Raw genomic sequence first — 24,725 nt, 5'->3', positions numbered from 1 at the left:
TCCGATCGCGTCACATCCCTCGCGGGGCGGAGCTGAGACCGGCGAGCAATCGAAGCGTCCCGGCTCCGGGCCGGGAGAACATGCGTAGTGGGCGGTTGGCAGCCGTGATCTTATTGGTTATGCAGGCTGCACGATGGGCCACGATTTCGACCGCGCGAATACAGCTTCAGGAAGTCACCGGTGGCATCGGAAGCGGGCCGGGCATGACCTGTTTCTCATCGCGACGGCATTCGTGATCCTGCTCTGGGCCGCCTATGAGTTCACGATCTTCGGATCCTGGAGCGGCGTGCCTTCCGAAAAGCGCATCGATTTCTACGAAGCCGTGCTGCTCGGAGTCTTTCTGTGCGTGAGCCTCTGGGTCTTCTCGTGGCGGCGGCTGGAGGATCTTCGCCGCGAGGCGGCTGAGAGGGTCAGGGCGGAGCAGAGAGCCGCCGAGGCGGAATTGCGGGCCCAGCTGGATCCCCTCACGGGCCTTGCGAACCGCGCCAAGTTCGACATGAGCCTCTCGGCTCTGGTTGGGAGAGCCGGGGAGGGCCAGGCAAGCAATTCGACGGCGGCCATCCTGCTGCTCGACCTCAACCGATTCAAGCAGGTCAACGATCGCTTCGGCCATCCGATGGGCGATGCGGTGCTGAAGGCCGTCTCGCGGCGCCTGCAGGCCGGCATGCGGGAGAGGGACGCCGTGTTCCGGCTCGGTGGAGACGAATTCGCGATCATCGCTTACGAGATCGAAGGGACCAGCCCTCACGAACGGCACGATGCGGTGCGGAGCATCGCGGAGAAAGTGATCCGCATCGTCGACCGCCCCGTTTCCATCGATGGGCGTACGGTTGAGGTCGGCGTGTCCATCGGCATCTCCTTCTACCCTCAGTCGGGTCGGACGGTGCGCGAGCTCGTCAGGAAAGCCGACGTCGCTCTTTATGCGGCAAAAGAGGACGGCAAGGCGACCGGGAAGTCCGCTTACAGGGTCTGTTCGGATATCTCCGGCGCGAGCCTGCGCAGCGCCTGACCTGAAGGATCCGGCCGGCGCCCGCGCGGCTCACCCGGAGCTGCCGGCGGCGAGCGCAATGGAATCCGCGACAAAATCGTATCGGTCGACGAGCATGCTCGTCGCCACGCGAATGTGGTTGGTCGGGTTCACGGAGCATTTCGTCCCCGGAAGGACGGCAATGCCCCTCGCCGCCAGCGTGATGAGCGCGAACTGTTCCGATGCAACCGGAATCCAGACGCAGAGGCCGTCGCCTGAAGGAAGATCGATGCCGCGGAGACGAAGGGCGCACGCAAGCGCTTCCCGCCGCGCGGCATAGGCGTCGCGCGCCTCCGCAACAATGCGTATGCTGTCGGTGTCGGTGAGAAGCCAGGCGGCTGCGGCCTGCAGAAGCCGGCTCGTCCAGCCCGAACTGAAGCTGCGATAGGACTGGATCTGCTTGATGACGGCGCTCGAACCGGACAGCACGGCGAGCCTGAGATCGGGGCCGAGAGATTTCGAGAACGACAGGATGTGGATGACGCGCTCGGGGAACGCGCCCCCGAGGCTGACGGGGGCGAGAGGGGAGACATCGCCCACGCCGTCGTCTTCCATGATGAAGCATTCGCTCCTGTCGAGAACGGTCGCGATTTCCCCGAGGCGCGCCGGGCTCACCGCCCGCCCCGTGACGGAATGGGTGCGCGGCTGATAGATGAACACCGTCGGCTTTCTGTTGAGAGCCTTCGCCAGCGCGTCAGGAAGAGGGCCGTCTGAATCGCAGGCGACGGGGATGATCTCGGCCCCGAGATCTTCGATGATGTCGAGAATGCGCATGGCGGTCGGGTCCTCGATCGCGACGCTTGCACCCGGCATCACCAGTGCGTGCAGGGCGGAGTAGAGGGCGTTGTAGCCGCCGTTGGTCGCAAGGAAGGTCTCCGGACGATAGGGCCAACGCTCCTCGACGGCGGCGCGCAATTCGCCAAGAATCGGCGTGCGTTCATAGCTGTTCAGGTTTTCCGCATGGGCCCCGTGGGTCAGGGCCTGGGCGAGGGGCGGCAGGAGCTGACGGTCGGGTGCTGCGAGCGTGAGGTCGAGAACGCCGTCGTCGAAATGGCCGATGCTGGCCATGCGCGCGGGCTGGGGTGCAACGGTGTTCCCAAACACCCAGATGCCCGTTCGACCTCTCCCGCTGATCATCTTCTGGCGTCGCAGCTCGCTCCAGGCCTCAGAGACGGTCGCAGGGCTGACGCCGAGCTCGAAGGCCAGGTCCCGCACGGTCGGGAGGCGCGTGCCGATGGGCAGGGCGCCGGAGCGAATGAGGGCGCTGGTTTCGACCGCAATGCCGCGCGCCGTGCGGTCGTTCAGTCGCCCCGCCAGCCAGCGGGCATCGTGCGGGGAACTCATGGCATCGGTCTTTTTATGTTCGATAACATAATAATCATTGATCAGCTCAATTGAACATTTAATTTTCCGTTTCGGCAAGCATGTCCTCCAATCGAGTGCGGACATGAACTGGAGAGAAGCGTGAAGATTACGGTTCGTCTGGCGCTCCGAGACTGGGATTACATGACGCCGCTCGTTCTCGGCGATGTCGCATCGGAGCGCCTCGACGTGCGCGTCGACCGGGTCAACGCTCTTCCGGAGGATTTCGCGAACGATCCTCGCTACGACGCCAGCGAAATTTCCTTCAGCCGCTACACGACAGGGCGCGCGCGAGGCGATGCCTCCATCTTCGGCGTGCCGAACTTCCTCATGCGGGGCTTTCGCCACCGCTGCATCATCACGGCCCGGACGAGCCGTCTGACACGCCTCGACGAGTTGAAGGGGTGCCGGATCGGGGTGACCGGGTGGCAGGACTCCGGCAATACCTGGACACGCGCCGCCTTGGCGCAGGCGGGCGTCGGCATCGAGGACGTGCGGTGGTACGCGGGACGGCTGACCGAAGCCCATCCCGTCGTCGACCGTCTCGGCCCCTATGCCCGTCCTGGCCGCATCGAGGCCGTACCGGGCGAGCGTCCGATGCTCGATCTTCTCGAGAGCGGCGAACTGGACGCTGTCTTTACGCCGTTCATGCCGCCCGGATTCTTCGACCGCTCCTCCCGGTTCCGCCACCTGCTGCCGGATTTGCACGCGGCGGAGCTCGCCTACTTCGATGCGGTCGGCTACGTGCCGGGAATCCATGTCCTCGGCATCAAGGCCGCGCTCGTGGCGGAGCATCCATGGCTCCCGCAGGAGCTCAGCGATCTCCTCGACGAGTCCCAGCGCGTCTGGCTGGAGAAGCGCCGCAAGTACGCGGATACGACGCCCTGGATCGTCGAGGAGCTTGGCCGCGTCGGACGCGACCTGCCGCCCGACTGGAACGCCAGCGGCCTCGAAGCCAATCGCGTCATGATCGCGGACTTCCTGGCGGAGATCCGCCGCCAAGGTCTGGCGGACACCGTCCTGACCCCCGACGCCCTGTTCCCAGCTGCAACGACACTCGTAGGAGAGCCCGCATGAAAGTCGCTCTAGGGCAGTTCGCCGTCAGCCGCGAATGGCAGGAGAATGCGGAAACCTGCATGCGGCTGATGAGGCAGGCACAGGACGGCGCCGCCGACCTCCTCGTGCTTCCCGAAGGAATCCTGGCGCGCGACATCACCGATCCGGACATCGTGCTGAAAACGGCGCAGCCGCTCGACGGGCCGTTCATGACCCGGGTGCTGGAAGCGAGCCGTGGCTCCAGCCTCACCACGATGACCTGCATCCACGTGCCTGCCGAAGCGGGCCGGGTATTCAACGTGCTCGTCACCGTAAGGGACGGACGCATCCTTTCCCAGTATCGCAAACTTCACCTTTACGACGCCTTCTCCGCAAAGGAGTCGGCGAACGTGCAGCCGGGGGACGAGCTTCCGGAGCTGCTCGATGTCGCAGGGCTGAAGGTCGGCATGATGACCTGCTACGATCTGCGTTTCCCGGAGCTGGCCCGCAGGCTTGCGGTGGACGGAGCGGATGTGATCGTGCTGCCGGCGGCCTGGGTGCGCGGCCTTGGCAAGGAGGCGCATTGGGAGGTCCTTGTGACGGCGCGCGCGCTCGAGAACACCTGCTATCTGGTCGCTGTCGGGGAGTGCGGGGAGCGCAATATCGGCGCGAGCATGGTCGTCGATCCTCTCGGGGTCGCGATCGCCCGCGCGGGCGAGGCGCCCGCGCTCGTGTTCGCGGACATCGACCGGGCCCGGATCGCGCATGCCCGCTCCGTGCTCCCGGTGCTCGCCAACAGGCGCTTTGCCCGGCCCGAGCTCGCTGCCACTGCGCTCCCGCGGAACGAAGCGGCATGACATTCAACCAGAGAGGGAAGGAAACGACGATGCTTCGAAATGTTCTGTGGGCCGCCGGAATGGCGATGGTCCTGTCCCATGGCGCAGCCTTCGCACAGGCCGCGCCCGCAGGGAATATTCCTCAGCAGAAGGTCAACGACGATCTTCGCGCCAAGCTGCCGGAAGAGATCAGGGCGTCGAACAAGCTGGTCTCGGTCAACAGCGGTTCGTTTCCCCCTTATGAAATCGTCACCGATTCCCGCACGATGACGGGCGCGAGCGCCGATCTCGCCGATGCGATCGGGCAGCTGCTCGGCGTCAAGATCGAGCACGCCACCGTCAGCGGGCTGTCGGCCCTGCTCAGCGGGATCAAGTCTGGGCGCTATCAGTTCGCGATGGGGCCCGTGGGCGATTTCAAGTCGCGCCAGGAGGCGAACGATTTCGTGGATTATGTCCAGGAATACGTCGTCTTCGCCGTGCAGAAGGGCAATCCCAAGGGCATCAACTCCTTGGAGGAGGCCTGCGGAAACCGCATCGCCGTCATGTCGGGCGGTTCGGCCGAGCGGGTCATCAAGGCCCAGGCCGAGAAATGCGCGGCGGAGGGAAAGCCTGCTCTGGAGGTTCAGTCCTATACCGACCAGCCGACGTCGATCCTGTCCGTCCGTTCGAAGCGTGCCGATGCCTTCTTCTCCTCCCAGGCTCCTCTCACCTATTTCGTGCAGCAGGCGAACGGTGAATTGGAGCTTGCCGCCGTCGGCAAGGCAAACGGGTTCGACGACCTGTATCAGGGCGCCGTCGTCGCCAAGGGCTCCCCGCTGGGCGAGATCCTCCTCGGAGCGATCAAGGAACTCGTGAAGAACGGTACCTATGCCGCCGTCATGAAGAAGTGGGGGCTCGAGAACAACATGATTCCGGAGCCCGGAATCAATCTCGCGAAGAAGTGACGAGCATGGCCGAGCGCACCGTCAGTTCCCAGGTTCACCCTCGCGACGTCGCGAACGCCCATCAGCCGGTCGAGTGGGGACGCTGGCTGCTCTGGACCGTCGTGCTGCTCGTCGCAGGGAACTTTGCCTGGGTCGTCGCCCGTAACGAGAATTTCGGCTGGCACATCGTGGCCCAGTGGCTCACGGCCGAGTCGATTCTCAAGGGACTGTCGGTGACGCTCGGCCTCACCGTTGTCGCGATGGCGATCGGCATCGCCATCGGCCTGATCCTGGCCATTGCGAGGATGTCCCAGGACGTTCTGTTTCGCTCTCTGGCCGCCCTGTTCATCTGGTTCTTCCGGGGAACGCCGCTGCTCGTTCAGCTGATCTTCTGGTACAATCTCTCCACGCTCTTCCCGGAGATCGCGATCTCCATCCCGTTCGGGCCCACCCTGGCCCGCTGGAACACGAACGATCTCATCACGCCTATGACGGCGGCCATCGCCGGCCTGTCCCTCAACGAGGCCGCCTACATGGCCGAGATCATTCGCGGCGGCCTCCTTTCCGTCGACAGGGGGCAGATCGAGGCCACGGACGCCTTCGGGATGAGTCGGCTGCGGGCCCTGCGGCGCATCATCATTCCGCAGGCCATGCGCTCCATCATTCCGCCGACCGGGAACCAGCTCATCAGCATGATCAAGGCAACGTCCCTGGTGAGCGTCATCGCCATGTCGGATCTGCTCTACTCGGTGCAGGCGGTCTACAACCGCACCTTCGAGGTGATCCCGATGCTGATGGTCGCCGTGATCTGGTATCTCGTCGTCACATCCATCCTCAACATCGGGCAGAGCTTCATCGAACGCTATTATGCGCGCGGCGAGCGTGGTTCCTCCGCCGATGAGGCGAAGGCGGCCGCCGCAATCCGTGTGGAGGAGACCGCATGAGGTCGGCAGTGCAATCGGTTTCCATGGCGGCCCATCCCCTCGTCCGTGCGCGGAATGTCCACAAATCCTTCGGCAGCAACGAGGTGTTGAAGGGGATCGACCTGGACGTCATGCCTGGAGAGGTGGTCGTGATCCTGGGACCCTCGGGGTCCGGAAAGTCCACGTTCCTGCGGTGCATCAATCATCTGGAGGCGATCGACCGCGGCTTCATCGAGGTTGGCGACCAGCAGATCGGCTACGAACTCCGCAAAGGGCGTCTGCACAAGCTGTCGGACCGGGCCATCGCCGCGCAGCGACGGAAGATCGGCATGGTGTTCCAGCAGTTCAACCTCTATCCGCATATGACGGCGCTGGAGAACATCGTCGAGGCGCCCATTGGCGTTCACGGGCAAAGCCGCAAGGCGGCGGAGGCCTACGCGATGGAGCTTCTGCAGCGCGTCGGCCTGGTACACAAGGCTCATGCATATCCCCGGCAGCTCTCGGGCGGACAGCAGCAGCGGGTCGCCATTGCCCGTGCGCTCGCGATCCGTCCGACGCTCATGCTGTTCGACGAGCCGACCTCGGCGCTCGACCCGGAACTGGTGGGAGAAGTGCTCGCAACGATGCGCGATCTGGCGGAGCAGGGGCTGACCATGATCGTCGTCACGCACGAAATCGGCTTCGCGCGCGAAGCCGCCGACCGGGTCGTCTTCATGGACGGCGGCAAGGTCGTCGAGCAGGGTGACCCGAATGTCGTCCTGTCCAATCCTGCGCATCCGCGCACCCGCCTCTTCCTCAGCCGCTTCATTCAGAGCTAAGGCATCGGGCGCAGCAGTGGGAGCCGGCTTGTCGCTGAAGGGCGACGAGCCGCGTTGCTCCGTCGCTTCTCCGAAGCGGCCAACGGGGCGAAACAGGAACGGATCGGGAGGGAGCGCCTGCGCCTTCACATCCGTCCTCACAACCGCTCGCGCGTCTCTTCCGACGGGCCTTCTCTGTCCGCCTCGGCCCTTCGCCAGGGCCAGCGGCCTTCGATCTCCACCTCGAGCGAGAAGCTGAGGAACGTGCGGATGAGCACGATCAGCGCGAGAATCGCGAGGTTCTCGATGGAGGGCGTTACTGCCACCGTGCCGATGATGTCGGCGGCAACGAGAAGCTCGAGGCCGAGAAGGATGCCGCGGCCGAGATTGGCGCGGTACCTGTGGAACGCGGCCGGCCAGCCGACCGAGACGAGGCCGCCATACAGGAACACCGCGGTCGCCGCGATGGCCCCGACGACGATGATCGTGACGCCCGCGACCTCTATTCCGGTGGAGACCCATTCCAGGACGATGTCGATGGTCTCGCGATAGGAGCCGCCTCGGAAGATCGTGCCGCCAGGCAGTTCCTCCGCCAGTGCGGACGTCATGACGAAAGGGAGCGTGGAAGCGAACCCGACCATGAGGGCTCCGTCGGTAGATCCGATGCATAACGGCCAGCAGCGGAATCCGTTCGCGAGGTCCGCCCCATACAGGACGCCCGGACCTCGTCAGCATTCGCCGGCGCTCCCCGTCTGCAGTTAATGTTGCCGAATGTGGTAACGTGACTTGCCGGTGCCGGCAGTTTCCGCTTGCAATTCCCAAATAGCGGAAATACTAATCCCATAGAATAAGAACTGGGCGGGATGGAATGTCGGCTGTCGAGCGGCTCCTTGATGTTCTGGTAACGGTCGCGACCGCGAGCGAACCTGTCTCTGCGAAGCAGGTCAGCGAAAGGGCCGGCATTCCGCTCTCCAGCGCCTACCGGCACCTCACCCTGCTGAAGGATCGCGACTTCATCGTCGATCTCGGGCGCGATCTCGGCTACGGCCCCGGCCCGATCTGCCTGAAGATGGCGCAGAGCTTCGACAGGACGTCTCAGGTCCTCGCCGTCGCCCTGCCCGAGATGCAGAGGCTCAGTCTCCTCACGCAGGAGAGCGTCGGCCTGATGAAGGCCCTGGGCACCGAGGTTTTCTGTCTGGAGATGATCGAGAGCCCGCAATCCCTGCGCTGCTCCTTCAGCAAGGGGCGTTCCCAGCCTCTGAGCCGCGGTGCTTCGGCCAAGGCCCTGCTGGCCTTCCTGCCGCAAACCGTTCAGGACGAGGTGTGCAACCGCCTCCTGGGCGATGACGATGCAGCGCGGTCTGCGCTCCTGCGGGACCTGAAAGAGGTTCGGGCGCGCGGTTATGCCGAAAGCGAAGGCGAAGTCGATGCCGGCGTCTGGGGCGCCAGCGCGCCGATCTTCTCGCATGATGCTCGCCTCGAAGGCGGCCTCAGCCTCATGGCTCCGAGCACACGCGTCGGCCAGAGACGCGACGAGCTGATCCAGCTTACTGTCGCGACCGCGAAGGTCATCTCCATGCGCCTTCAACAAGTCTGATCAACCAAAGGAGAGGGAAATCCCATGACATTGCTTCGTAAGATCGCGCTCGGCGTGGCCGGGGCGCTGGCCTGCTTCGGCGTGGCGCAGGCGCAGACGCCGGAAACGCTGCGGGTCGCCACGGACGCGACCTTCATGCCGTTCGAGTTCCAGGAGAACGGCAAGCTGACCGGCTTCGACATCGAGCTCGTCGAAGCGCTGGCCCAGAAGATGGGCAAGAAGGTCGAGTGGACCTCCATCGACTTCAAGGGACTCATCCCCGGCCTCCTGGCGAAGCGCTTCGACATGGCGGTCTCCGCGATCTACATCACGGACGAGCGCAAGAAGGTGGTCGACTTCACGGACCCCTACTATCCCGGCGGTCTCGTGATGCTGGTGAAGAAGGACAACACCACGATCAAGGGGCCGGAAGATCTCGACGGCAAGAAGGTGTCGGTCCAGGTCGGCACCAAGTCGGTCGCTTACCTTCAGGAGAAGTTCCCGAAGGTGGAGCGCGTCGAGGTGGAGAAGAACCAGGAAATGTTCAACCTGGTGGAGATCGGCCGCGTCGATGCCGCCGTCACGGGCAAGCCTGCCGCCAAGCTCTTCGCGAAGAGCCGTCCGGGCGTGAAGGTGATCGACAAGCAGCTCACCGTCGAGGAATACGGCATGGCCGTTCGCAAGGATCTGCCGGAGCTGACCAAGGAGCTCAACCAGGCGCTCGCCAAGGTGAAGGCCGACGGAACCTACGACAAGCTCGTTCAGAAGTGGTTCGAGGCCGGCAACTAACCCCCTCGCCATCCATCAGGTGTCCCGGATGACCTTAGATTTTACCCCGGTTTGGCTGGGCTGGTCCCAGCTCCTGCACGGCGCCATCGTGACCATCCAGGTGACGAGCGCATCGCTTCTCCTCGGCTGCGTGCTCGGCCTCCTCGTCGGCATCGCCCGGCTCGATCCGAGCAAGAAACTGATCTATGGACTGGCGACGGGTTATGTCACGTTCATCCGGGGCACGCCGCTCCTGGTGCAGCTGTTCCTGCTCTTCTTCGGCCTGCCCCAGTTCAACATCCTGCTTCCCGCCTTCCTGTGCGGCGTCCTCGGCCTGGGGATCTATTCGGGCGCCTACGTGTCGGAGATCGTGCGAGGCGCCATCCAGTCCATCGACCGCGGCCAGATGGAGGCCGCCCGCTCGCTGGGCATGTCTTACCGCCAGGCGATGCGCATCATCATCCTTCCGCAGGCGGTCGTGCGGATGATTCCTCCTCTCGGGAACGAGTTCATCGCGCTCATCAAGAACTCTGCGCTCGTGTCGCTGTTGACGATTGCGGACCTCATGCATGAGGGACAGAAGATCATTTCGGTCTCCTACCGGTCCCTGGAAGTCTACCTGGCGATCGCCTTCGTCTATCTCATCCTCACCAGCCTGACAGGCTTGCTGCTCCGCCATCTCGAAACGCGGCTGCGCGCCGGAGGAGTCGTGCAATGAGTCTTTCGAAACCCATTGTCGAGGTGCGCCACATCGGCAAGAGCTTCGGCGCGCACCGGGTGCTCAACGACGTTTCCCTTTCGGTGCAGCCTTCGCAGGTCGTCGTCATCATCGGCCCGTCGGGCTCGGGAAAAAGCACGCTCCTGCGCTGCTGCAACGCTCTCGAAGTGCCGCAGGAAGGATCCATCACGATCTGCGGGGCGGATCTGGTCAAGGAAGGCCGTCTGATCCCGGACAAGGAGCTCAATGCCCTGCGCATGCAGGTGGGCATGGTGTTCCAGTCCTTCAACCTGTTTCCGCATCTGACGGTGATCGAGAACGTGACTGTGGGCCCGCGACAGCTTCGCAAAATGTCGAAGGCCGATGCCGATGCACTTGCCCGCGATCTTCTCGCAAAGGTCGGCCTCGCGCAGAAGGCGGAAGCCTACCCTTCGACCCTCTCGGGCGGCCAGAAGCAGCGCGTCGCCATCGCCCGCGCGCTCGCTATGCAGCCGCGCGTCATGCTGTTCGACGAGCCGACATCGGCCCTCGACCCAGAGCTGGTGGGTGAGGTGCTGCAGGTCATGAAGGCCCTCGCCAGGGAGGGCATGACGATGATCGTGGTCACCCACGAGATGGGCTTCGCCCGCGAGGTTGCGGACGTGGTGATGGTCATGGATGCAGGCCGCATCATCGAAGCGGGGCCGCCCGAGCAGGTGTTCGGCAATCCGCAGAACCCGCGCACCCGCTCCTTCCTCCAGGCGGTTCTCACGCGGGATTGAGCTCTCATGTCGGTGCAACATGATGCTCCGAGCGCCGGCCTCCCCGGCGACCGGGGAGAGGACGGACCTGTCTTTCGGGTGAAGGACGTGCTGCGCCCTCTGAAAGAGGAAACGCGCGGGGGGGCGGCAATTCTCGGCTTTGCCTGCGACGAGGGCGTGCGCCGCAACTACGGCCGTGTCGGCGCCGCCCGGGGGCCTGCGGTCATCCGCAGCCTACTGGAGCGCCTGCCGGTGCACGGCCCGGCCGAGCTTCACGATGCGGGCGATGTCGCCTGCAGGGACGGCGACCTGGACGCGGCGCAGGAACGACTGGCCGATGCGGTCGCATCCCTTCTCGGTAAGGGCATCCGTCCCGTCGTTCTGGGCGGCGGGCACGAAATCGCTTATGGCAGCTTCCTGGGGCTCGCGAAGCATCTTGGCGACAACCTGGCCTCGACGAGGGTTCTGGTCGTCAACCTCGACGCACATTTCGACCTGCGGCTCGCGCCCGTTCCGAACTCGGGCACGCCGTTCCGCCAGATCGCCGAACTGTGCGCGGCGCGTAACGCCTCGTTCAACTATCTCTGCATCGGGATCAGCGAACTGGCGAACACGACGGCACTGTTCGAAAGGGCGGCGCGTCTCGGGGCCGAGTACTGGCTGGACGAGGAGGTTCGCAAGGCCGCCCCGGGCGCTGTCAGGCGGGCTCTCGCGCAGCGCCTCGACGCGGTAGACAGGGTTTACCTGTCGATCGATCTCGATGTGCTCCCGGCCGCGACCGCGCCCGGAGTGTCCGCGCCTGCGGCCTGCGGCATCGGCCTCGACGTGGTGGAGGACGTGATCGATGCCGTGAAGGCGTCGGGAAAGCTGATCGTGGCCGACATCGCCGAGCTCAATCCCGACCTCGACTGCGACGACCGGACCGGACGCGTCGCGGCCCGTCTCGCCTACCGCCTCGCCATAGGCCTTGGGAAACGTTCATCCGGTTTCCCGTAGCGTTTTCGGACTGCCCGCGCTCCGGTGGATGCCGGCGGTCCGAGAGCGGATCATGCACCTCGGCCTCAGGACTGGTGCGCGAACATGACGTGGCGGACCTGGGTATATTCCGTGAGCCCGTTCATCGAGAGATCGCTGCCGTAGCCCGAATGGCGCATGCCCCCATGAGGCATCTCCGTGGCGAACACGCCATGGGTATTGACCCAGGTCACCCCGTAGCGCAGGGCGGAGGAAACGCGGGTGGCGCGGCCTGCGTTATTTGTCCACACGGAGGAGGCGAGACCGTATGACGACGCGTTCGCCCATGCGACGACCTGCTCTTCGTCCCGGAACGGCGTGATCGAGACCACGGGGCCGAACACCTCCTTCTGCACGATCTCGGAAGCCTGGGCCGCGGCGACGAGAGTGGGCTCATAGAAGAAGCCCGGGCGTTCGGGCGCCCGGCCTCCGGCCAGAACCTCGCCGCCGGCTTGCCGCGCGCGGTCCACGAAACCGGCGACGCGCTCGCGCTGCCGGGCGGTGATCAGCGGTCCGAGCTCCGCCCGCGGATCGTCGGGATCGCCGAAAGGAAGGGCCTTGATGGCGCTCGCGAGATCTGCGGCGAGGCGGTCGTGGATCGGGGCCGCCGCGTAGATGTGGCACGCTGCCGTGCAGTCCTGTCCCGCGTTGTAGAAGCTCGCTTCCTTTAAGGTTTCGATGAGACAGGAGAGATCCGCGTCGTCGAAGACGATCACGGGCGCCTTGCCACCAAGCTCGAGGTGCGTGCGCTTGAGAGTCTCAGCCGCGGCGGCCATGATCTTCCGGCCCGTTCCCACGTCGCCCGTGAGGGAGACCATCCGCACCAGGGGATGGGAGACGAGGTGCTGACCTACGTCGGCGCCGTTGCCCGTCACCACGTTCACGACGCCGGGAGGCAGGATCTCCGCCAGGATCTCGGCGAGTTTCAGCAGAGTCAGCGGAGTATGCTCCGAAGGCTTGATGACGACGGTGTTGCCGGCGGCGATTGCCGGGGCAATCTTCCAGCTCGCCATCAGGAGGGGATAGTTCCAGGGCGCGATGGAGGCAACGACCCCCACCGGATCGCGCCGGAGCATGCTGGTATTGCGCCCGTTGCGATATTCCCCGGCCGGAACGCCCGGCATCGTGCGCGCCGCCCCTGCGAAGAAGCGAAAGACATCGACCACGTTGGGAACTTCGCCGCCGAGGACGTAGCGGTGAGGCTTTCCGCAGTTGCGGGATTCGAGATCCGCGAAGATGGCCGCATCGGCCTCGATCTTGTCGGCGATCCGCAGCAGGGCTCTCGAGCGCTCACGCGGCGTCAGGTTCGCCCAGCCCGGAAAGGCGGCGTCCGCTGCCGCGACCGCGCGGTCGATCTGGTCACGGTCGGCGCTCGGCAGCGTAGCGACCGGCTCACCCGTCGAAGGGTTTACCACCGTCTCCGCCTTGCCTTTTCCGGCCTCGAAGCGGCCATTCAGAAAGACGTGCGAATTCTCGAACATGGGCAGATTCCAAAAAAGAGTAGCGATTCGATCAGACGAAGCCCGGCAGGCCCTGACCTCTCAAGACTTGCCCGAAGGCGCGGAAGAGGTTCTGGGAGTGGCGGTTCCGCTCGGTGCGCCATTCCGGATGCCATTGAACGGCGAGCACCGCGGAGGATCCGAGACGGGCGGACAAGGCCTCGACGACACCATCCGGTGCCGTTGCCTCCACCGTGGCCCCGGGTGCAAGGCGGTCGATGCCTTGATAGTGGACGGAGTTCACCTTCATGTGCGTCGTTCCGAGGATGTGGGCCAGGACCCCGTCCTCCCTCAGGCTGACCTCGTGCTCCAGCCCGAACATGGCATCGAGATCGACGCCCGAAGGCGCGTGATGCTCCAGCTCACGGGAGGAGACGGCGAGGTCACGCCGCAGGGTTCCGCCGAGGGCGACGTTGATCTCCTGCAGGCCACGGCAGATGCCGAGGATCGGCTTTCCTGCTTTCGATGCCTCGCCGATCATGGTTCTGACGACTTCGTCCCGCTCCTCGTCGAAAGGGCCCTCTCCCGTCGCGTTCTCCTCGCCATAGAAACGGCCGGAGATGTTCGAAGGGCTTCCGGTCAGGAGAAGCCCGTCGACCGTGGAGGCGAGACGCACGGCGTCGACGAGCTCCGGAAGGCTCGGAACGATGACGACGGACGCGTCCATGTAGGAGGCGGCAACGAGGTACCGCCTCATGACGCTGGCAGCCCGCTCCTCGCCGAGAATACGGTTGCAGGCGATGACGCCGAGGAGCGGCCTTGCGCCGGTACGGTGCGACGAAGGAAATGAAGAAGCCATGTCGATCCTCGCCTTCTTATGGAACGGTGCTGCGCCGTCAGGCATCCACCGCCCTGACGCAGGATGGGGGAACATGAACGACGACGGTGTCCCCCGGTGAGAAGAAGTCCGCCGAGGGCGCAAGGCACTTCAGGCGCAACTCGCCGACCCGCAGGACGTAGCGGATACGGGCGCCGAGGAAGATCCGGGTGTCGACCGTCGCGATGAAGGCGTTCCCGATCTGCGTCCCGGCCGGAAGCATCCTGAGATCCTCCTGCCGGAGAACCAGTTTCGCCGCTCCGTCCGCCCGGGCGCCGCTCATGACAGCAAGGCGCCCTCCGCCCGGCAGGGCCGCGACGCCGTCTGCAACATGGGCAGGGACGAGATTCGCCGATCCCATGAAGTCGGAAGCGAAGCTCGTGCGAGGTGCGGCATAGATCTCCTGAGGACTCCCGACCTGCTCGATCCGCCCGGCGTTCATCAGCACGACGGTATCGGAGAGGCTCAGGGCCTCCTCCTGATCGTGCGTGACGAAGACGGTCGTCAGGCCGAGGCGGCGATGAAGCTCGATGAGCTCCACCTGCATGTCCTCGCGCAGGCGCGCATCCAGGTTCGAGAGGGGCTCGTCGAGAAGCAGGATCTTCGGATCGGAAACGATGGCGCGGGCGAGAGCCACGCGCTGCTGCTGGCCGCCCGAGAGTTGGCGGGGCATCCGCTCTGCAAGGTGGGCGAGTTGCACCGTCTCCAGAGCCGTGCGCACGCGCTCCTCCTGATCCTTCCGGGTGCCTTGCCGGCGCATCCTCAGGGGAAAGCGGACGTTCTCCTGCACGCTCAAATGCGGGAAGAGGGCATAGGACTGGAACATCATCGCGATATCGCGGTGCTCGGGAGGCACGTTCGTCACATCCCGCCCGGCGATACGAAGGTTTCCGCGCGTCACGGTTTCAAGCCCGGCGATGATGCGCAGGAGCGTGGTCTTGCCGCAGCCGCTCGGACCGAGAAGACTGACGAACCTGCCGCTGTCGATCGTCAGGGAAATGCTCTTGAGCACCTCCACCGCGCCGAAGGACTTCACGATCTCGTTGAGTTCAAGCGTTGCCATTTCAGGTGCCGACGAAGCGTTGGATGCCGAGGAACCGGTCGATGATCGCAATCAGGAGCACCGTCATCCCCATCATGAGGGTCGAGACGGCAGCGACGACCGGGTCCGGGCTGAATTCGAGCTGGTTGTAGATCTGGATCGGGAGCGTCACGAGGTCAGGGGTCCGCAGGAACAGGGCGACGACGGCCTCGTCGAAGGAGATGTTGAAGGCGAAGAAAGCCCCCGCCGCAAGGCCGGGCGCGCATTGGGGGAGCACCACGTAGACGATCCGCTGCCAGCGGGCAGCGCCCATCGTGCGCGCGGCTTCCTCGAGGAACGGATCCGACTCGGACAGGACCGCGAGCGTCGTGCGGATCACGTAGGGCAGAGCGATCACCATGTGACCGATCCACAGAGCCCAAAAGGAGACGGGACCGACGGTCGCGCTCCAGAGCATGAGGAGGCCGATGGCGAAGATGATCGATGGCAGGATCAGGGGCGACAGAAAGAGGCCGGCCAGGAGTCCCATGCCCGGCAGGCGCCCCCGGTGAATTGCGATGGCCGCCCCGGCCCCGACGACGGTCGCCCCGACCGTCACCAGAACGGCGAGCTTCAGGCTAGTGAGCAGCGCCCGCACGTAAGAATCGGATTCGAAGATGGCGGCGAACCAGCGCAGGCTGAACCCGGTCGGCGGAAAGGCGATGAACTGACTCTCCGAAACCGACACGCCCGCCACGACGATGAGCGGCGCGAGGACGAAGATCAGGACGAGAGCGACGAACGCCCAGGTGAAGATCCGCAGGCCGGCGGGGATGTTCTTAACCATTGCGGCGCCCTGAAAGCTTCATGTAGGGAACCAGAACCACGAGCACGCCGACGAGCAGGATCACGGACTGGGCGGCCGCGAAGTTCCATTCCAGAGTCTTCGTCGCGGCGTCGTAGATGGAGCCGGCCACCACGGGGAGCCGCACGCCGCCGAGCAGGGACGGCGTAATGAACGAACTGACCGACAGCGTGAACGCCAAGAGCGAACCGGCGACGATCCCTGGCATGGCGAGGGGCAGGACCACCGTGCGCAAGGTCGCCAGGAAACTCGCGCCCATGGTCCGCGATGCTTCTTCGAGGCGACGGTCGATCTTCATCACGACCCCGAGAATGGACAGGGTGGTGAAAGGGAGAAGGACCTGGACCATGCCGATGACGATGGCGGCTTCGGTGTGCATGAGCGTGAAGTTCCGCCCGACGAAGCCCATTTTCCAGAGCGTGAACGGGACAAGGCCTCCGCGCCCGAGCAGGACCATCCAACCGAAGGTCCGCACGACGACGCTGGTCATGAGCGGGAGGATGATGAGAACGATGAGCCACAGCCGAAGACGTGGTCCAACGCGCGACATCACATAGGCCAAGGGAAAGCCGACGATGGCGCAGATCGCGGTGATGAGCAGGGAAAGCGAGATGGTCCGCCACACGACCCCGAGATAGTACGGATCCGTCAGGAACCGGACGAAGTGCTCGGCCGTGAAGCCGCCGCCCGGTCCGACGATGCTCAGGCGGAACATCTCGAAGAGCGGCAGCAGGAAGGCGAGAGCGATCAGCAGAAGGCCGGGGCCGGCAAGGGTGAGATCCTCGAAACGGTCACGCATGGCAGGCCCCGGTTTTCGTTCAGCGGGCAATCAGCTTCTTCCAGCGCTCGACGAGCGAGGCGCGGGCTGCGTCGACGGCGACCGGGTCGAAGCGGATCAGGCCCGCCACGGCCTTCTCGCCGTAAATGACCTCCTTCGCGACGTCGTCTTCGAGCTTGGCATCCCTGTTGGAGGGGGAGTAGCGCAGTTCCTTGGCCCATCCCGCCTGGACTTCAGGCGAGAGCGAGAAGTCGATGAACTTCTTGGCGAGTTCCTGGTTCGGCCGGTTGGCAACGAGATTCACCGTCAGATAAACCGCCGGCGTTCCTTCCTCCGCCTGAACGAATTCGATGGGTAGGCCTGCCTTGCGCAGGGTATAGGCGTAGTCCTGCGCGTAAGGCGCGATCCACGCGTCGTTCTGGGCGAAGTTCTGCTGGAGTTCCGGAGAGGTCGAGACCACGACCGCGCTGTCGAGGAGCGACTTCACCGCATTGAAACCGGGCTCGGGGTTCTGCAGGTCGCCGCCCTTCACCTTGTTCATCATCAGGAAGCCGAGGAGGCCGTAGCTGTTCGACACGTCGGTGAGGACGATGTGGTCCTTGTACGCCGGGTCCCAGAGATCCGCCCAGCGAGCGGGTTTCTTGGGCGCCTTGTTCTTGTTGTACAGAAGGCCGATGGCGGCGACGCTGTGAACCGGCCCTTCCCCTCGCGACAGGCCTTCGACGGCGAAGGGATAGAGGCTCTTGGCGTTGGAGAGTTCCTCCGCCTTGATGGGGCTGATGAGGCCTTCGCGGGCGGCCACAACTTCCTGCCCGCCGGAGAAGTGGATCACGTCGAACTGCGGCGCGGCCTTCTGCGCCCGCAACTGGGCGAGGGCATCGGCCGAATAGGCGGTGATCACCTGCACGTCGACATCGTACTTCTTCATGAAGGGCTCGATGACGAGCTTGCGGTGGATCTGCTCGTAGGCGCCGCCATAGGAATTGATGACGAGCTTGTCCTTGGCGGCGGCCGGCACGACGATGGCGCTTGCGATGGCAAGAGCCGCTGCGAGTGTAGTCGATCTGGCAAACATGTTTTTCACCCTCTGGTTCGCTGCTCAGAATCTGCTATCGCCGAAGAAACCTTAGGCGACCCGGCCGATCTCGACCGTCTGCATGCCTTCGATGCGGATGCTGCGGCAGGCTTCGGCCACGGCGTCGAGGCCTTCCGTCATCCGCCCGAAGATGTTGCAGGGCGTCCAGCCGAGCGGGCCGAATATACGCCCGCCGTTGCCGTAGAACATCCCGATCTCCCAGAACTCATCCGTCATACCCTTCATGAGGTTCTTGGCCTGGTAGAACCAGAGCACTTCGCCGGCGACGGGGAAGCACGTCTGGTTCTCGGCCGGGATCGAGAGGGGATCGAAGGTCTGCGCCTCCGGCGGCAGCCCGGTCATGATCTCGGGGCCGGCGAACATGGCGTGGATCGCGGGCATCCGCACCGGCTTCGCGAGCGCGTTCCAGATCGTCTCGCAGGTGACGGGAGCATTTTCCCAATAGAGCTCGATGGTGCCTTGGACGTTCTTCTCGACGAATTTCAGATAAAGGTTGCGTGCTGTCATGGGCGTTGTTCCTGAGCCTCGTTCCGGGCTGCAGGACAAGCGTTGCAGGTCGTAAACCCTGTGTCCAATTATCGTTCTCTATTCATTCGATAAAAATTATCTATCGGGAGTTCCCTCGACCCATGCGAGACCGGGATCGACCTCGGTGCAGAATTCCGCCGCAGTCCGGCGGGCGAGCTCGGCCACACGGCCCGTAAGAAGCGAGCCGGGAGCCGGATGATAGCTGGCGATGAAGTTCAGGGGCGGGAACGGTTTGTTGACCCGGACGGAGACGAGTTCGCCGCTCGCCAGCTCCTTCTGCACGACGATGGTCGGCACCGCCGCCACGCCGAAGCCGTCGATGGCGAGCCTGATCATGGTGGGCAGGGAATTCGAGTTCGAAAGCTGGGACGCGAGCACGCTCTCGTCCTGGAAATAGGGCGCGATCATTCGGTAGGGCGGAGAGCCACGCTGGAAGGTGATCAGCGGCATCGCCGCCAGCTCGGCGACGGTATAGATGCGCCCGCTGTCGACCAGCTTCGGGCTGCCGATCCATGACATGGCATAGGAGCAGAGGACGAAGCTCCGGTAGCCTTCCTCGAGCACGGGATCGAGGCAGAAGGTGATGTCGAGATCGCCGCTGCGCATGTGCGCGAGGAGGTTGGCCGTGGAATCGGTGACGATCTCGATCTGCGCAGCCGGATAGGCATGGCGGAGCCGATCGTAGAGACGGGGAAGCCATGTCTGGACGATGGCGTCGATGGCGCCGATCCTGAGGGTCACCGCAATGTTGTCCGGATTGGCGAAACCGAGTTTCAGCGTATCGAAGTCGCTGAGCATCTTCTCGATCACGCGCAGGGCCTCGTGCCCTGCCGGGGTAAGGTGGAATTCGCGCCCTTCGCGAACGACCAGCTGGGTGCCGAGCTCGCGCTCGAGAGCGGCCAGACGCGAGGAGATGGCCGGCTGAGTGGTGTTGAGATGCTTCGCCGTGCGCCCGAAATGGCGAAGGCGGGCGAGGTGAACGAACGTCTCGAGATTGGCGAGTTTCATGGCGCGGGACGGCAGGGCCTGCCGCACTTATACCGCTCCCCTGCCGCTGCAGCAAAATTTCTTCACCGCTGATCGGCTGGGATACGTCCTCCGGCTGCGGCGGCGACGTCATTTGCAGGATTCCCGTCCCAGCATGCCTCCTCGGCTGGCGTGCCGCTCTGGCCTGCCCGCTCGATCTTGCCTATAAGGCTGTAGCGCGGCATGTCGTTCTTGGCGCGAGACTGTTCAGGATGATCCGGCTTCCCTCCCTCAGCGCCTTGAGAGCCTTCGAGGCCGTCGGGCGCACGAAAAGCGTAAGGGCGGCCGGCGAAGAGCTTTCGGTCAGCCCCACGGTCGTATCGAGGCATCTTCAGAATCTCCAGGCCGAACTGGGTGTCGATCTCGTCGAGCCGCGCGGGCGCGGATTGGCCTTGACGCCCGCCGGCGAGGCTTTCCACGAACAGGTGGCCCAGGCCTTCGATCTGCTCCGGCAGGCGGTCCGGAACGTCCGCCCCGCCCACCGGGAGAGCCTCAACGTCTGGTGCATGCCGGGCATCGCCAACAGGAGGCTCCTGCCGCGGCTGCCCGAGCTGCAGGACAGGTTAGAGGGGGTCGAAATCATCCTTCAGCCGACCCTGTCGCGGCCCGACCTCTCCCGTGACGAGGCAGATGCGGAAATCGTCTATCTGCGGGAGCCGGAACCGAGCCGGCACCTGCGGTCGGAGCTCATCGCCCGGCCGAGAGTCTTTCCCGTGGCGAGCCCCGCATTCCTGGCCCGGTATCCCCGGCTCAAGGCTCCTTCGGACCTTCTCGCCGTCCCTCTTATCCATGAAGAATCGACGGAGCAGTGGGAGGAGTGGTTCCGCAGCATCGGCCTTGCGGCCGTTCCGCCCCTGCGCGGGCCGCGCCTCTGGCACGCACATCTGGCCGTCGAGGCGGCGCGTCTCGGCCAGGGCGTCGCGCTCGCCAACAGGTTCCTGGCCGGAGAGGATCTGGCGGCGGGCCGTCTCGTGGAGGTCGTTTCCTCCGACGTGCGCCTCGGCGGTTATTATCTCGTCGCTCCCACCGGCCGATGGCGGGACCCGGCGATCGGTGCGCTGCGGAACTGGGTGAAGTCCAGCCTGTCGGACGAGACCGGGACCGATGCCTTCAATGCATCCGTGACGACAAATAGCTGATTGTCCGCCTTCGCACGCCGTCTCTAGTCTGGCGCCGCCAACGAGGGTGCCATTCCATGACGACGAACGCAGAACTCCTGTCCCGCCGCAACGCCGCCATCGTCCGCGGCATCGGCCACACCACGCCGCTCTCGGCTTCAAGGGCCCGCAATGCAGAGCTGTGGGACGTCGAGGGGAAGCGCTATGTCGACTTCGCGGGCGGTATTGCGGTGCTCAATACGGGACATTGTCACCCGAAGGTGATCGCAGCCGTCCAGGAGCAGATGGCGCGCTTCACCCATACCTGCTTCCAGGTCGTGATGTACGAGCCCTACATCGCGCTCGCGGAGCGTCTGAACGCGCTGGTGCCGATCTCCGGCCCGGTCAAGACGGCTCTCTTCACGACGGGAGCGGAAGCGACCGAGAACGCGGTCAAGATCGCACGGGCCGCCACCGGGCGCTCCGGCGTCATCGCCTTCACCGGCGGCTTCCACGGCCGTACCGTCCTCGCCTCGGCCCTCACCGGCAAGGTCGTGCCCTACAAGAAGGGGCTCGGCCCGGCCCTGCCGGAGGTGTGGCACGTTCCGTTCCCGACGCCGCAGAACGGCGTAGAGGTCGAGGACGCCCTCAAGTATCTGGACTTCATCTTCAAGGCGGATGCGGATCCCTCGCGGATCGCCGCGATCATCATCGAGCCCGTGCAGGGCGAGGGAGGCTTCCACCAGGCTCCTGTCTCCCTGATGCGCGCCCTGCGCCGGATCTGCGACGAGCATGGCATCGTCCTTATCGCGGACGAGGTTCAGACCGGCTTCGGCCGGACAGGAAAGATGTTCGCCATGGAGCACTACGACGTCTCTGCGGATCTGATCTGCCTCGCGAAAAGCCTGGCCGGCGGCTTTCCGCTCTCGGGCGTCGTCGGCAGGGCGGCGATCATGGACGCGGCCGATCCGGGTGGACTCGGGGGGACCTATGCGGGCAACCCGCTCGCCTGTGCGGCGGCTCTCGCCGTTCTCGACGTCTTCGAGGAGGAGCGCCTGCTCGAGCGCGCCGGGACCATCGGGCTGAACCTGCGCTCCTGGCTGCAGCGGGCCGAGAAAAGAAACGATCTCCTCCCCATCGCGGATGTGCGCGGGCCCGGCGCAATGGTCGCGTTCGACATCGTGAAGGATCGGGGAGGCCGGGAGCCGGATGCCGCGGCGACGAAACGTGTCGTCCAGCGTGCCTATGAGGACGGACTGATCCTTCTCTCCTGCGGCACGAACGCCAATACGGTGCGGATCCTGGTGCCGCTCACGGCCGAGGACGCCATCGTCGACGAGGGACTTCGGATCCTGGAACGGGCGCTTGCCGCCTGACGGGCCGTGGCGCGTTTGCAAAAGCAAATAGGAGATTGAGAGATGACGTTTCATTCGCCTTCTGTTGGGGTTGGGATCGAGGGTTTGCGGGACGGGGCGCTGTACCGGGAGGCGGCGTATGTGGGCGGCGCCTGGGTGGCCTCGCCGGAGGGACGCACGATCCCGGTGCACGACCCCTTCGACGGCGCGGTGATCGCGCGGGTGCCGGATCTCGGGCGCGAGAGCGTGCGCGCGGCCATCGACGCCGCCCACGCGGCGCAGAAGGACTGGGCCGCCCGCCCGGCCAAGGAGCGCGCCGCGGTGCTGCGGCGCTGGTACGAGCTGATCCTCGCCCATGCCGACGACCTCGCCCTGATCCTGACCCGCGAGCAGGGCAAGCCGCTCGCCGAGGCCCGCGGCGAGATCGTCTCCAACGCCGCCTATCTGGAGTGGTTCGCGGAAGAGGCCAAGCGCCTGTACGGCGACATCATCCCCGCCGCCCGGCCCGACCAGCGCCTCCTGGTGCTCAAGCAGCCGGTGGGGGTGTGCGCGGCGATCACCCCGTGGAACTTCCCCAACGGCATGATCACCCGCAAGGCCGGCCCGGCGCTGGCGGCCGGCTGCACGCTGGTGCTCAAGCCGGCGGCGCAGACGCCGCTCTCGGCGCTCGCCCTGGCGGTGCTGGCGGAGCGGGCCGGGGTGCCGGCGGGGGTGTTCTCGGTGGTGACCGGCGAGGCGGAGCCGATCGGGCTGGAGTTCTGCCACAACCCGAAGGTGGCCAAGATCTCGTTCACCGGCTCGACGCGGGTCGGGCGCTGGCTGATGCGCGAGGCGTCGGGAGGGATCAAGCGGCTGTCGCTGGAATTGGGCGGGAACGCGCCGTTCATCGTGTTCGACGATGCGGATCTCGAGGCGGCGGTGGAGGGGGCGGTGGTCTCCAAGTTCCGCAATGCCGGCCAGACCTGCGTGTGCGCCAACCGGATCTATGTGCAGGCCGGGGTGGCGGCGGCGTTCGCCGAGAAGCTTGCGGCGCGGGCGCAGGGGCTGAAGCTGGGCCGCGGCACCGAGGCGGGGGTGGCGATGGGGCCGCTGATCGACGCGCGGGCGGTGGCGAAGATGGAGGAGCACGTGGCGGACGCGCTGGCGCAGGGGGCGCGGCTTCTGACCGGCGGGCGGCGTTCGGCGCTGGGCGGGACGTTCTACGAGCCGACGGTGATGAGCGGGGTGCGGCAGACGATGAAGGTGGCGAAGGAGGAGACGTTTGCGCCGCTGGCGCCGATCATCCCGTTCGCGGACGAGGCGGAGGTTCTGGCGATGGCCAACGACACCGAGTACGGGCTGGCGTCGTATGTGTACACGCGCGACCTCGGGCGGGTGTGGCGCGTGGCGGAGGGGCTGGAGAGCGGCATGGTGGGGGTGAACACCGGGCTTCTGGCCAACGAGGCGGCGCCGTTCGGCGGGGTCAAGCAGTCGGGCCTGGGCCGCGAGGGCTCCCGCTACGGCATCGAGGGCTTCCTCGAAACAAAATACGTCTGCCTCGCAGGACTGTGAAAAGGTCTGCAAAATTGCCCCTGGACGGCGGCCTTCCCGCCGTCCATCGGGTCCGACCCGTTCACATGTTCCGGGAAAGGATCTCGCCGATCCTCGGATCCGCCGCCGTGGCCTCCGCAGCCGCGAGCAGCTTCGGACAATGCTCCGCAAACCAGGCGCTTCCCGGCCTCCAGTGCGTCATGACGGCGACATAGAGGTCGATGGCGCTTCTCTCGCGGCCCAGGACGTAGGGGTCAGGGGAGATGCGCGACTCCAGGTGCTGCCAGAGCCGCATGCGGCGAGCATCCGTCTGGGCACGGAGGACCGATGCGGCATTCTCGTCGAGGCCGAACTGCTTCGGATCGTCGCCGAAGGTGAAGGTGGGATACAGCGCTCCGACCAGGACGACGAGAAGATTGAGGAAGGCCGCGCGATTGGAATCGTCGGGCCGCGGCGCGAGCCGGGCTTGCGGCGCGACGTCGTCGATGTGCAGCACCATGGCGGCGCTCTCCGTCATGACCGTGCCGTCCGGCAGGACCAGCGTCGGCACCTGTCCCAGAGGGTTGAGCGCAAGGAGCCGGTCCCGCTGCGGACCCGGTTCGAGGTACGGGATCAGCGTGATCCGGTGCGGCAATCCGGCCAGCGCCAGCGCCATTTCGATCACGGCGGAGCCACAGCCTTTCGACGCGATCAGTTCGTATTCCGCCATCGAGCAATCCTCCCGAGAAAGGCATCGGCGCGGTTAGCCGATCCACTCGTCCAAACGTTTCATGATGTGCACCATGGCCGTGATGCTGCCATGGATGTCTCCCGACTTTTCCAGCCCGTGGTCGAGGCCCTCGAAAACGGCGACCTCCGCTCCGCGCGAGCGCGCCGCCGCGAGATGCGTCTCCTTATAATGCGGATCCGCCGTTCCGATAAAGACGATGGAGCGCTGACGGCATTGCGCCATGCCTTCAGGCATGCCAGGTGTGTTGAAGCCCGGCGTGAGCCAGACCAGGTCCGCACTGGCCAGCTCCGCCCGACCGGGAACCGTCAGGGCCATGGCTGCCGTTCCCGCGGACTTGCCGATGATGGTGAGGCGTTCATAGCGATCGAGCGCTTCCACCGCATCGAAGACAGCCGACGCATCCGAGCGGATCCAGGCGAGCTTCTCCTCGTTCTGAGCTTCGAGGAATGCGGGCAGCGTGTCGTAGGCATAGTCCACCGTGAGCACGTCCGCCCCGCGGGCGAGCAGGAGCGCGCGGCTGTAGTAGAGGAGCGGCATCGTGTTGCGGTAGCCGAAGCCGGGAAATAGGACGGCCAGGTGCCTGCTCTTTTCCGGGGCGCGGATGAGGGCACCCGGAACGGGATGGCTGCGATGGCCGACGATGGTCAACGCTTCTGCGGGCATG

General features: G+C 65.3%; 26 protein-coding genes. 14 read left to right on the top strand and 12 right to left on the bottom strand.

Features of this window, described 5'->3' with window-relative positions:
* Positions 1-133: 133 nt before the first annotated feature.
* Complete coding sequence (locus tag GDR74_RS15645; protein WP_152587163.1) at positions 134-1,009, top strand: GGDEF domain-containing protein; 876 nt, start codon at positions 134-136, stop codon at positions 1,007-1,009.
* 30 nt (positions 1,010-1,039) lie between these two features.
* On the opposite strand, the gene GDR74_RS15640 is transcribed toward GDR74_RS15645, so the two are convergent.
* Complete coding sequence (locus tag GDR74_RS15640) at positions 1,040-2,371, bottom strand: aminotransferase-like domain-containing protein (RefSeq protein ID WP_152587814.1); 1,332 nt, start codon at positions 2,369-2,371, stop codon at positions 1,040-1,042.
* 120 nt (positions 2,372-2,491) lie between these two features.
* On the opposite strand from GDR74_RS15640, the gene GDR74_RS15635 reads away from it, so the two are divergent.
* Genes GDR74_RS15635 through GDR74_RS15615 form a run of 5 tightly spaced genes read left to right on the top strand, consistent with a single transcriptional unit; the run spans position 2,492 to position 6,924 of the window.
* Entirely contained in the window at positions 2,492-3,466 is a 975-nt protein-coding gene (locus tag GDR74_RS15635) for a substrate-binding domain-containing protein (protein ID WP_152587162.1), read from the top strand.
* Entirely contained in the window at positions 3,463-4,281 is an 819-nt protein-coding gene (locus GDR74_RS15630) for a deaminated glutathione amidase (protein WP_152587161.1), read from the top strand. Before GDR74_RS15635 ends, GDR74_RS15630 begins: the two co-directional genes overlap by 4 nt.
* 59 nt (positions 4,282-4,340) lie before the next feature.
* Entirely contained in the window at positions 4,341-5,204 is an 864-nt protein-coding gene (locus tag GDR74_RS15625) for an ABC transporter substrate-binding protein (RefSeq protein ID WP_246180187.1), read from the top strand.
* Positions 5,205-5,209: 5 nt separating this feature from the next.
* Positions 5,210-6,127, top strand: a complete 918-nt coding sequence (locus GDR74_RS15620) for an amino acid ABC transporter permease (RefSeq protein WP_152587159.1) — start codon at positions 5,210-5,212, stop codon at positions 6,125-6,127.
* Positions 6,124-6,924: an amino acid ABC transporter ATP-binding protein gene (locus GDR74_RS15615; RefSeq protein ID WP_281349024.1), complete on the top strand. Its 801-nt coding sequence runs from the start codon at positions 6,124-6,126 to the stop codon at positions 6,922-6,924. Before GDR74_RS15620 ends, GDR74_RS15615 begins: the two co-directional genes overlap by 4 nt.
* 137 nt (positions 6,925-7,061) lie before the next feature.
* Here GDR74_RS15615 and GDR74_RS15610 read toward each other — a convergent pair whose 3' ends face one another.
* Entirely contained in the window at positions 7,062-7,544 is a 483-nt protein-coding gene (locus GDR74_RS15610; RefSeq protein WP_343039609.1) for a DUF1622 domain-containing protein, read from the bottom strand.
* A 227-nt stretch (positions 7,545-7,771) separates the two neighbouring features.
* Here GDR74_RS15610 and GDR74_RS15605 point away from each other — a divergent pair, with 227 nt between their 5' ends.
* From GDR74_RS15605 to hutG, 5 genes are all read left to right on the top strand, one after another.
* Positions 7,772-8,500, top strand: coding sequence for an IclR family transcriptional regulator (locus tag GDR74_RS15605; protein ID WP_152587158.1), 729 nt, complete (start codon positions 7,772-7,774; stop codon positions 8,498-8,500).
* 24 nt (positions 8,501-8,524) lie between these two features.
* Positions 8,525-9,268 (top strand): glutamine ABC transporter substrate-binding protein, encoded by a 744-nt coding sequence (locus tag GDR74_RS15600; protein ID WP_152587157.1) that lies wholly within the window; start codon positions 8,525-8,527, stop codon positions 9,266-9,268.
* A gap of 28 nt (positions 9,269-9,296) precedes the next feature.
* A complete protein-coding gene (locus tag GDR74_RS15595) occupies positions 9,297-9,965 on the top strand; it encodes an amino acid ABC transporter permease (protein WP_152587156.1) in 669 nt (222 codons plus the stop codon).
* On the top strand, positions 9,962-10,726 hold the full coding sequence (locus tag GDR74_RS15590; RefSeq protein ID WP_152587155.1) for an amino acid ABC transporter ATP-binding protein: 765 nt from the start codon (positions 9,962-9,964) through the stop codon (positions 10,724-10,726). The genes GDR74_RS15595 and GDR74_RS15590 overlap by 4 nt, the downstream gene beginning before the upstream one ends.
* A 78-nt stretch (positions 10,727-10,804) precedes the next feature.
* Positions 10,805-11,701: a formimidoylglutamase gene (hutG, locus tag GDR74_RS15585; RefSeq protein ID WP_194164558.1), complete on the top strand. Its 897-nt coding sequence runs from the start codon at positions 10,805-10,807 to the stop codon at positions 11,699-11,701.
* Positions 11,702-11,766: 65 nt separating this feature from the next.
* On the opposite strand, the gene GDR74_RS15580 is transcribed toward hutG, so the two are convergent.
* From GDR74_RS15580 to GDR74_RS15545, 8 genes are all read right to left on the bottom strand, one after another.
* Entirely contained in the window at positions 11,767-13,200 is a 1,434-nt protein-coding gene (locus GDR74_RS15580) for a gamma-aminobutyraldehyde dehydrogenase (protein ID WP_152587153.1), read from the bottom strand.
* A 31-nt stretch (positions 13,201-13,231) separates the two neighbouring features.
* The gene (locus GDR74_RS15575; RefSeq protein ID WP_152587152.1) at positions 13,232-14,017 is read right to left on the bottom strand and encodes a gamma-glutamyl-gamma-aminobutyrate hydrolase family protein; all 786 of its coding nucleotides are present in this window, start codon (positions 14,015-14,017) and stop codon (positions 13,232-13,234) included.
* Positions 14,018-14,054: 37 nt separating this feature from the next.
* The gene (locus GDR74_RS15570; RefSeq protein ID WP_152587151.1) at positions 14,055-15,098 is read right to left on the bottom strand and encodes an ABC transporter ATP-binding protein; all 1,044 of its coding nucleotides are present in this window, start codon (positions 15,096-15,098) and stop codon (positions 14,055-14,057) included.
* Position 15,099: 1 nt separating this feature from the next.
* Positions 15,100-15,903, bottom strand: coding sequence for an ABC transporter permease (locus GDR74_RS15565; RefSeq protein ID WP_152587150.1), 804 nt, complete (start codon positions 15,901-15,903; stop codon positions 15,100-15,102).
* Positions 15,896-16,720, bottom strand: a complete 825-nt coding sequence (locus tag GDR74_RS15560; protein WP_152587149.1) for an ABC transporter permease — start codon at positions 16,718-16,720, stop codon at positions 15,896-15,898. Before GDR74_RS15560 ends, GDR74_RS15565 begins: the two co-directional genes overlap by 8 nt.
* A 19-nt stretch (positions 16,721-16,739) precedes the next feature.
* The gene (locus tag GDR74_RS15555; RefSeq protein WP_152587148.1) at positions 16,740-17,774 is read right to left on the bottom strand and encodes an ABC transporter substrate-binding protein; all 1,035 of its coding nucleotides are present in this window, start codon (positions 17,772-17,774) and stop codon (positions 16,740-16,742) included.
* A gap of 51 nt (positions 17,775-17,825) precedes the next feature.
* Positions 17,826-18,302 (bottom strand): DUF3830 family protein, encoded by a 477-nt coding sequence (locus tag GDR74_RS15550; protein WP_152587147.1) that lies wholly within the window; start codon positions 18,300-18,302, stop codon positions 17,826-17,828.
* 96 nt (positions 18,303-18,398) lie between these two features.
* The gene (locus tag GDR74_RS15545) at positions 18,399-19,358 is read right to left on the bottom strand and encodes a LysR family transcriptional regulator (protein ID WP_246179635.1); all 960 of its coding nucleotides are present in this window, start codon (positions 19,356-19,358) and stop codon (positions 18,399-18,401) included.
* Between the two features lie 203 nt (positions 19,359-19,561).
* On the opposite strand from GDR74_RS15545, the gene GDR74_RS15540 reads away from it, so the two are divergent.
* From GDR74_RS15540 to GDR74_RS15530, 3 genes are read left to right on the top strand one after another with little or no spacing between them, the layout of a single operon-like run.
* A complete protein-coding gene (locus GDR74_RS15540) occupies positions 19,562-20,488 on the top strand; it encodes a LysR substrate-binding domain-containing protein (protein ID WP_152587146.1) in 927 nt (308 codons plus the stop codon).
* A 56-nt stretch (positions 20,489-20,544) separates the two neighbouring features.
* Positions 20,545-21,822 (top strand): 4-aminobutyrate--2-oxoglutarate transaminase, encoded by a 1,278-nt coding sequence (gabT, locus tag GDR74_RS15535; RefSeq protein ID WP_152587145.1) that lies wholly within the window; start codon positions 20,545-20,547, stop codon positions 21,820-21,822.
* Positions 21,823-21,864: 42 nt separating this feature from the next.
* A complete protein-coding gene (locus tag GDR74_RS15530) occupies positions 21,865-23,352 on the top strand; it encodes an NAD-dependent succinate-semialdehyde dehydrogenase (RefSeq protein ID WP_152587144.1) in 1,488 nt (495 codons plus the stop codon).
* A gap of 61 nt (positions 23,353-23,413) precedes the next feature.
* Here GDR74_RS15530 and GDR74_RS15525 read toward each other — a convergent pair whose 3' ends face one another.
* Entirely contained in the window at positions 23,414-24,040 is a 627-nt protein-coding gene (locus tag GDR74_RS15525; RefSeq protein WP_152587143.1) for a glutathione S-transferase family protein, read from the bottom strand.
* A gap of 33 nt (positions 24,041-24,073) precedes the next feature.
* Complete coding sequence (locus GDR74_RS15520) at positions 24,074-24,724, bottom strand: alpha/beta fold hydrolase (RefSeq protein ID WP_152587142.1); 651 nt, start codon at positions 24,722-24,724, stop codon at positions 24,074-24,076.
* Between the last annotated feature and the right edge of the window lies 1 nt (position 24,725).

It is taken from the genome of Microvirga thermotolerans (assembly GCF_009363855.1).
Lineage (GTDB): Bacteria > Pseudomonadota > Alphaproteobacteria > Rhizobiales > Beijerinckiaceae > Microvirga > Microvirga thermotolerans.
Note: the sequence above shows the minus strand (reverse complement) of the source record. Positions and strands in the feature narration are given on the sequence as shown.

What these genes read in the sequence shown, in the direction of transcription:
- GDR74_RS15540 (WP_152587146.1), top strand. Translation starts at nt 19,562, where the DNA reads ATGATCCGGCTTCCCTCCCTCAGCGCCTTGAGAGCCTTCGAGGCCGTC.
- GDR74_RS15645 (WP_152587163.1), top strand. Translation starts at nt 134, where the DNA reads ATGGGCCACGATTTCGACCGCGCGAATACAGCTTCAGGAAGTCACCGG.
- GDR74_RS15640 (WP_152587814.1), bottom strand. Translation starts at nt 2,371, where the DNA reads ATGAGTTCCCCGCACGATGCCCGCTGGCTGGCGGGGCGACTGAACGAC.
- GDR74_RS15555 (WP_152587148.1), bottom strand. Translation starts at nt 17,774, where the DNA reads ATGTTTGCCAGATCGACTACACTCGCAGCGGCTCTTGCCATCGCAAGC.
- GDR74_RS15630 (WP_152587161.1), top strand. Translation starts at nt 3,463, where the DNA reads ATGAAAGTCGCTCTAGGGCAGTTCGCCGTCAGCCGCGAATGGCAGGAG.
- GDR74_RS15550 (WP_152587147.1), bottom strand. Translation starts at nt 18,302, where the DNA reads ATGACAGCACGCAACCTTTATCTGAAATTCGTCGAGAAGAACGTCCAA.
- GDR74_RS15530 (WP_152587144.1), top strand. Translation starts at nt 21,865, where the DNA reads ATGACGTTTCATTCGCCTTCTGTTGGGGTTGGGATCGAGGGTTTGCGG.
- GDR74_RS15605 (WP_152587158.1), top strand. Translation starts at nt 7,772, where the DNA reads ATGTCGGCTGTCGAGCGGCTCCTTGATGTTCTGGTAACGGTCGCGACC.
- GDR74_RS15565 (WP_152587150.1), bottom strand. Translation starts at nt 15,903, where the DNA reads ATGGTTAAGAACATCCCCGCCGGCCTGCGGATCTTCACCTGGGCGTTC.
- GDR74_RS15620 (WP_152587159.1), top strand. Translation starts at nt 5,210, where the DNA reads ATGGCCGAGCGCACCGTCAGTTCCCAGGTTCACCCTCGCGACGTCGCG.
- GDR74_RS15615 (WP_281349024.1), top strand. Translation starts at nt 6,124, where the DNA reads ATGAGGTCGGCAGTGCAATCGGTTTCCATGGCGGCCCATCCCCTCGTC.
- GDR74_RS15580 (WP_152587153.1), bottom strand. Translation starts at nt 13,200, where the DNA reads ATGTTCGAGAATTCGCACGTCTTTCTGAATGGCCGCTTCGAGGCCGGA.
- GDR74_RS15575 (WP_152587152.1), bottom strand. Translation starts at nt 14,017, where the DNA reads ATGGCTTCTTCATTTCCTTCGTCGCACCGTACCGGCGCAAGGCCGCTC.
- GDR74_RS15610 (WP_343039609.1), bottom strand. Translation starts at nt 7,544, where the DNA reads ATGGTCGGGTTCGCTTCCACGCTCCCTTTCGTCATGACGTCCGCACTG.
- GDR74_RS15570 (WP_152587151.1), bottom strand. Translation starts at nt 15,098, where the DNA reads ATGGCAACGCTTGAACTCAACGAGATCGTGAAGTCCTTCGGCGCGGTG.
- GDR74_RS15600 (WP_152587157.1), top strand. Translation starts at nt 8,525, where the DNA reads ATGACATTGCTTCGTAAGATCGCGCTCGGCGTGGCCGGGGCGCTGGCC.
- GDR74_RS15590 (WP_152587155.1), top strand. Translation starts at nt 9,962, where the DNA reads ATGAGTCTTTCGAAACCCATTGTCGAGGTGCGCCACATCGGCAAGAGC.
- GDR74_RS15560 (WP_152587149.1), bottom strand. Translation starts at nt 16,720, where the DNA reads ATGCGTGACCGTTTCGAGGATCTCACCCTTGCCGGCCCCGGCCTTCTG.
- GDR74_RS15595 (WP_152587156.1), top strand. Translation starts at nt 9,297, where the DNA reads ATGACCTTAGATTTTACCCCGGTTTGGCTGGGCTGGTCCCAGCTCCTG.
- gabT (WP_152587145.1), top strand. Translation starts at nt 20,545, where the DNA reads ATGACGACGAACGCAGAACTCCTGTCCCGCCGCAACGCCGCCATCGTC.
- GDR74_RS15520 (WP_152587142.1), bottom strand. Translation starts at nt 24,724, where the DNA reads ATGCCCGCAGAAGCGTTGACCATCGTCGGCCATCGCAGCCATCCCGTT.
- GDR74_RS15525 (WP_152587143.1), bottom strand. Translation starts at nt 24,040, where the DNA reads ATGGCGGAATACGAACTGATCGCGTCGAAAGGCTGTGGCTCCGCCGTG.
- GDR74_RS15625 (WP_246180187.1), top strand. Translation starts at nt 4,341, where the DNA reads ATGGCGATGGTCCTGTCCCATGGCGCAGCCTTCGCACAGGCCGCGCCC.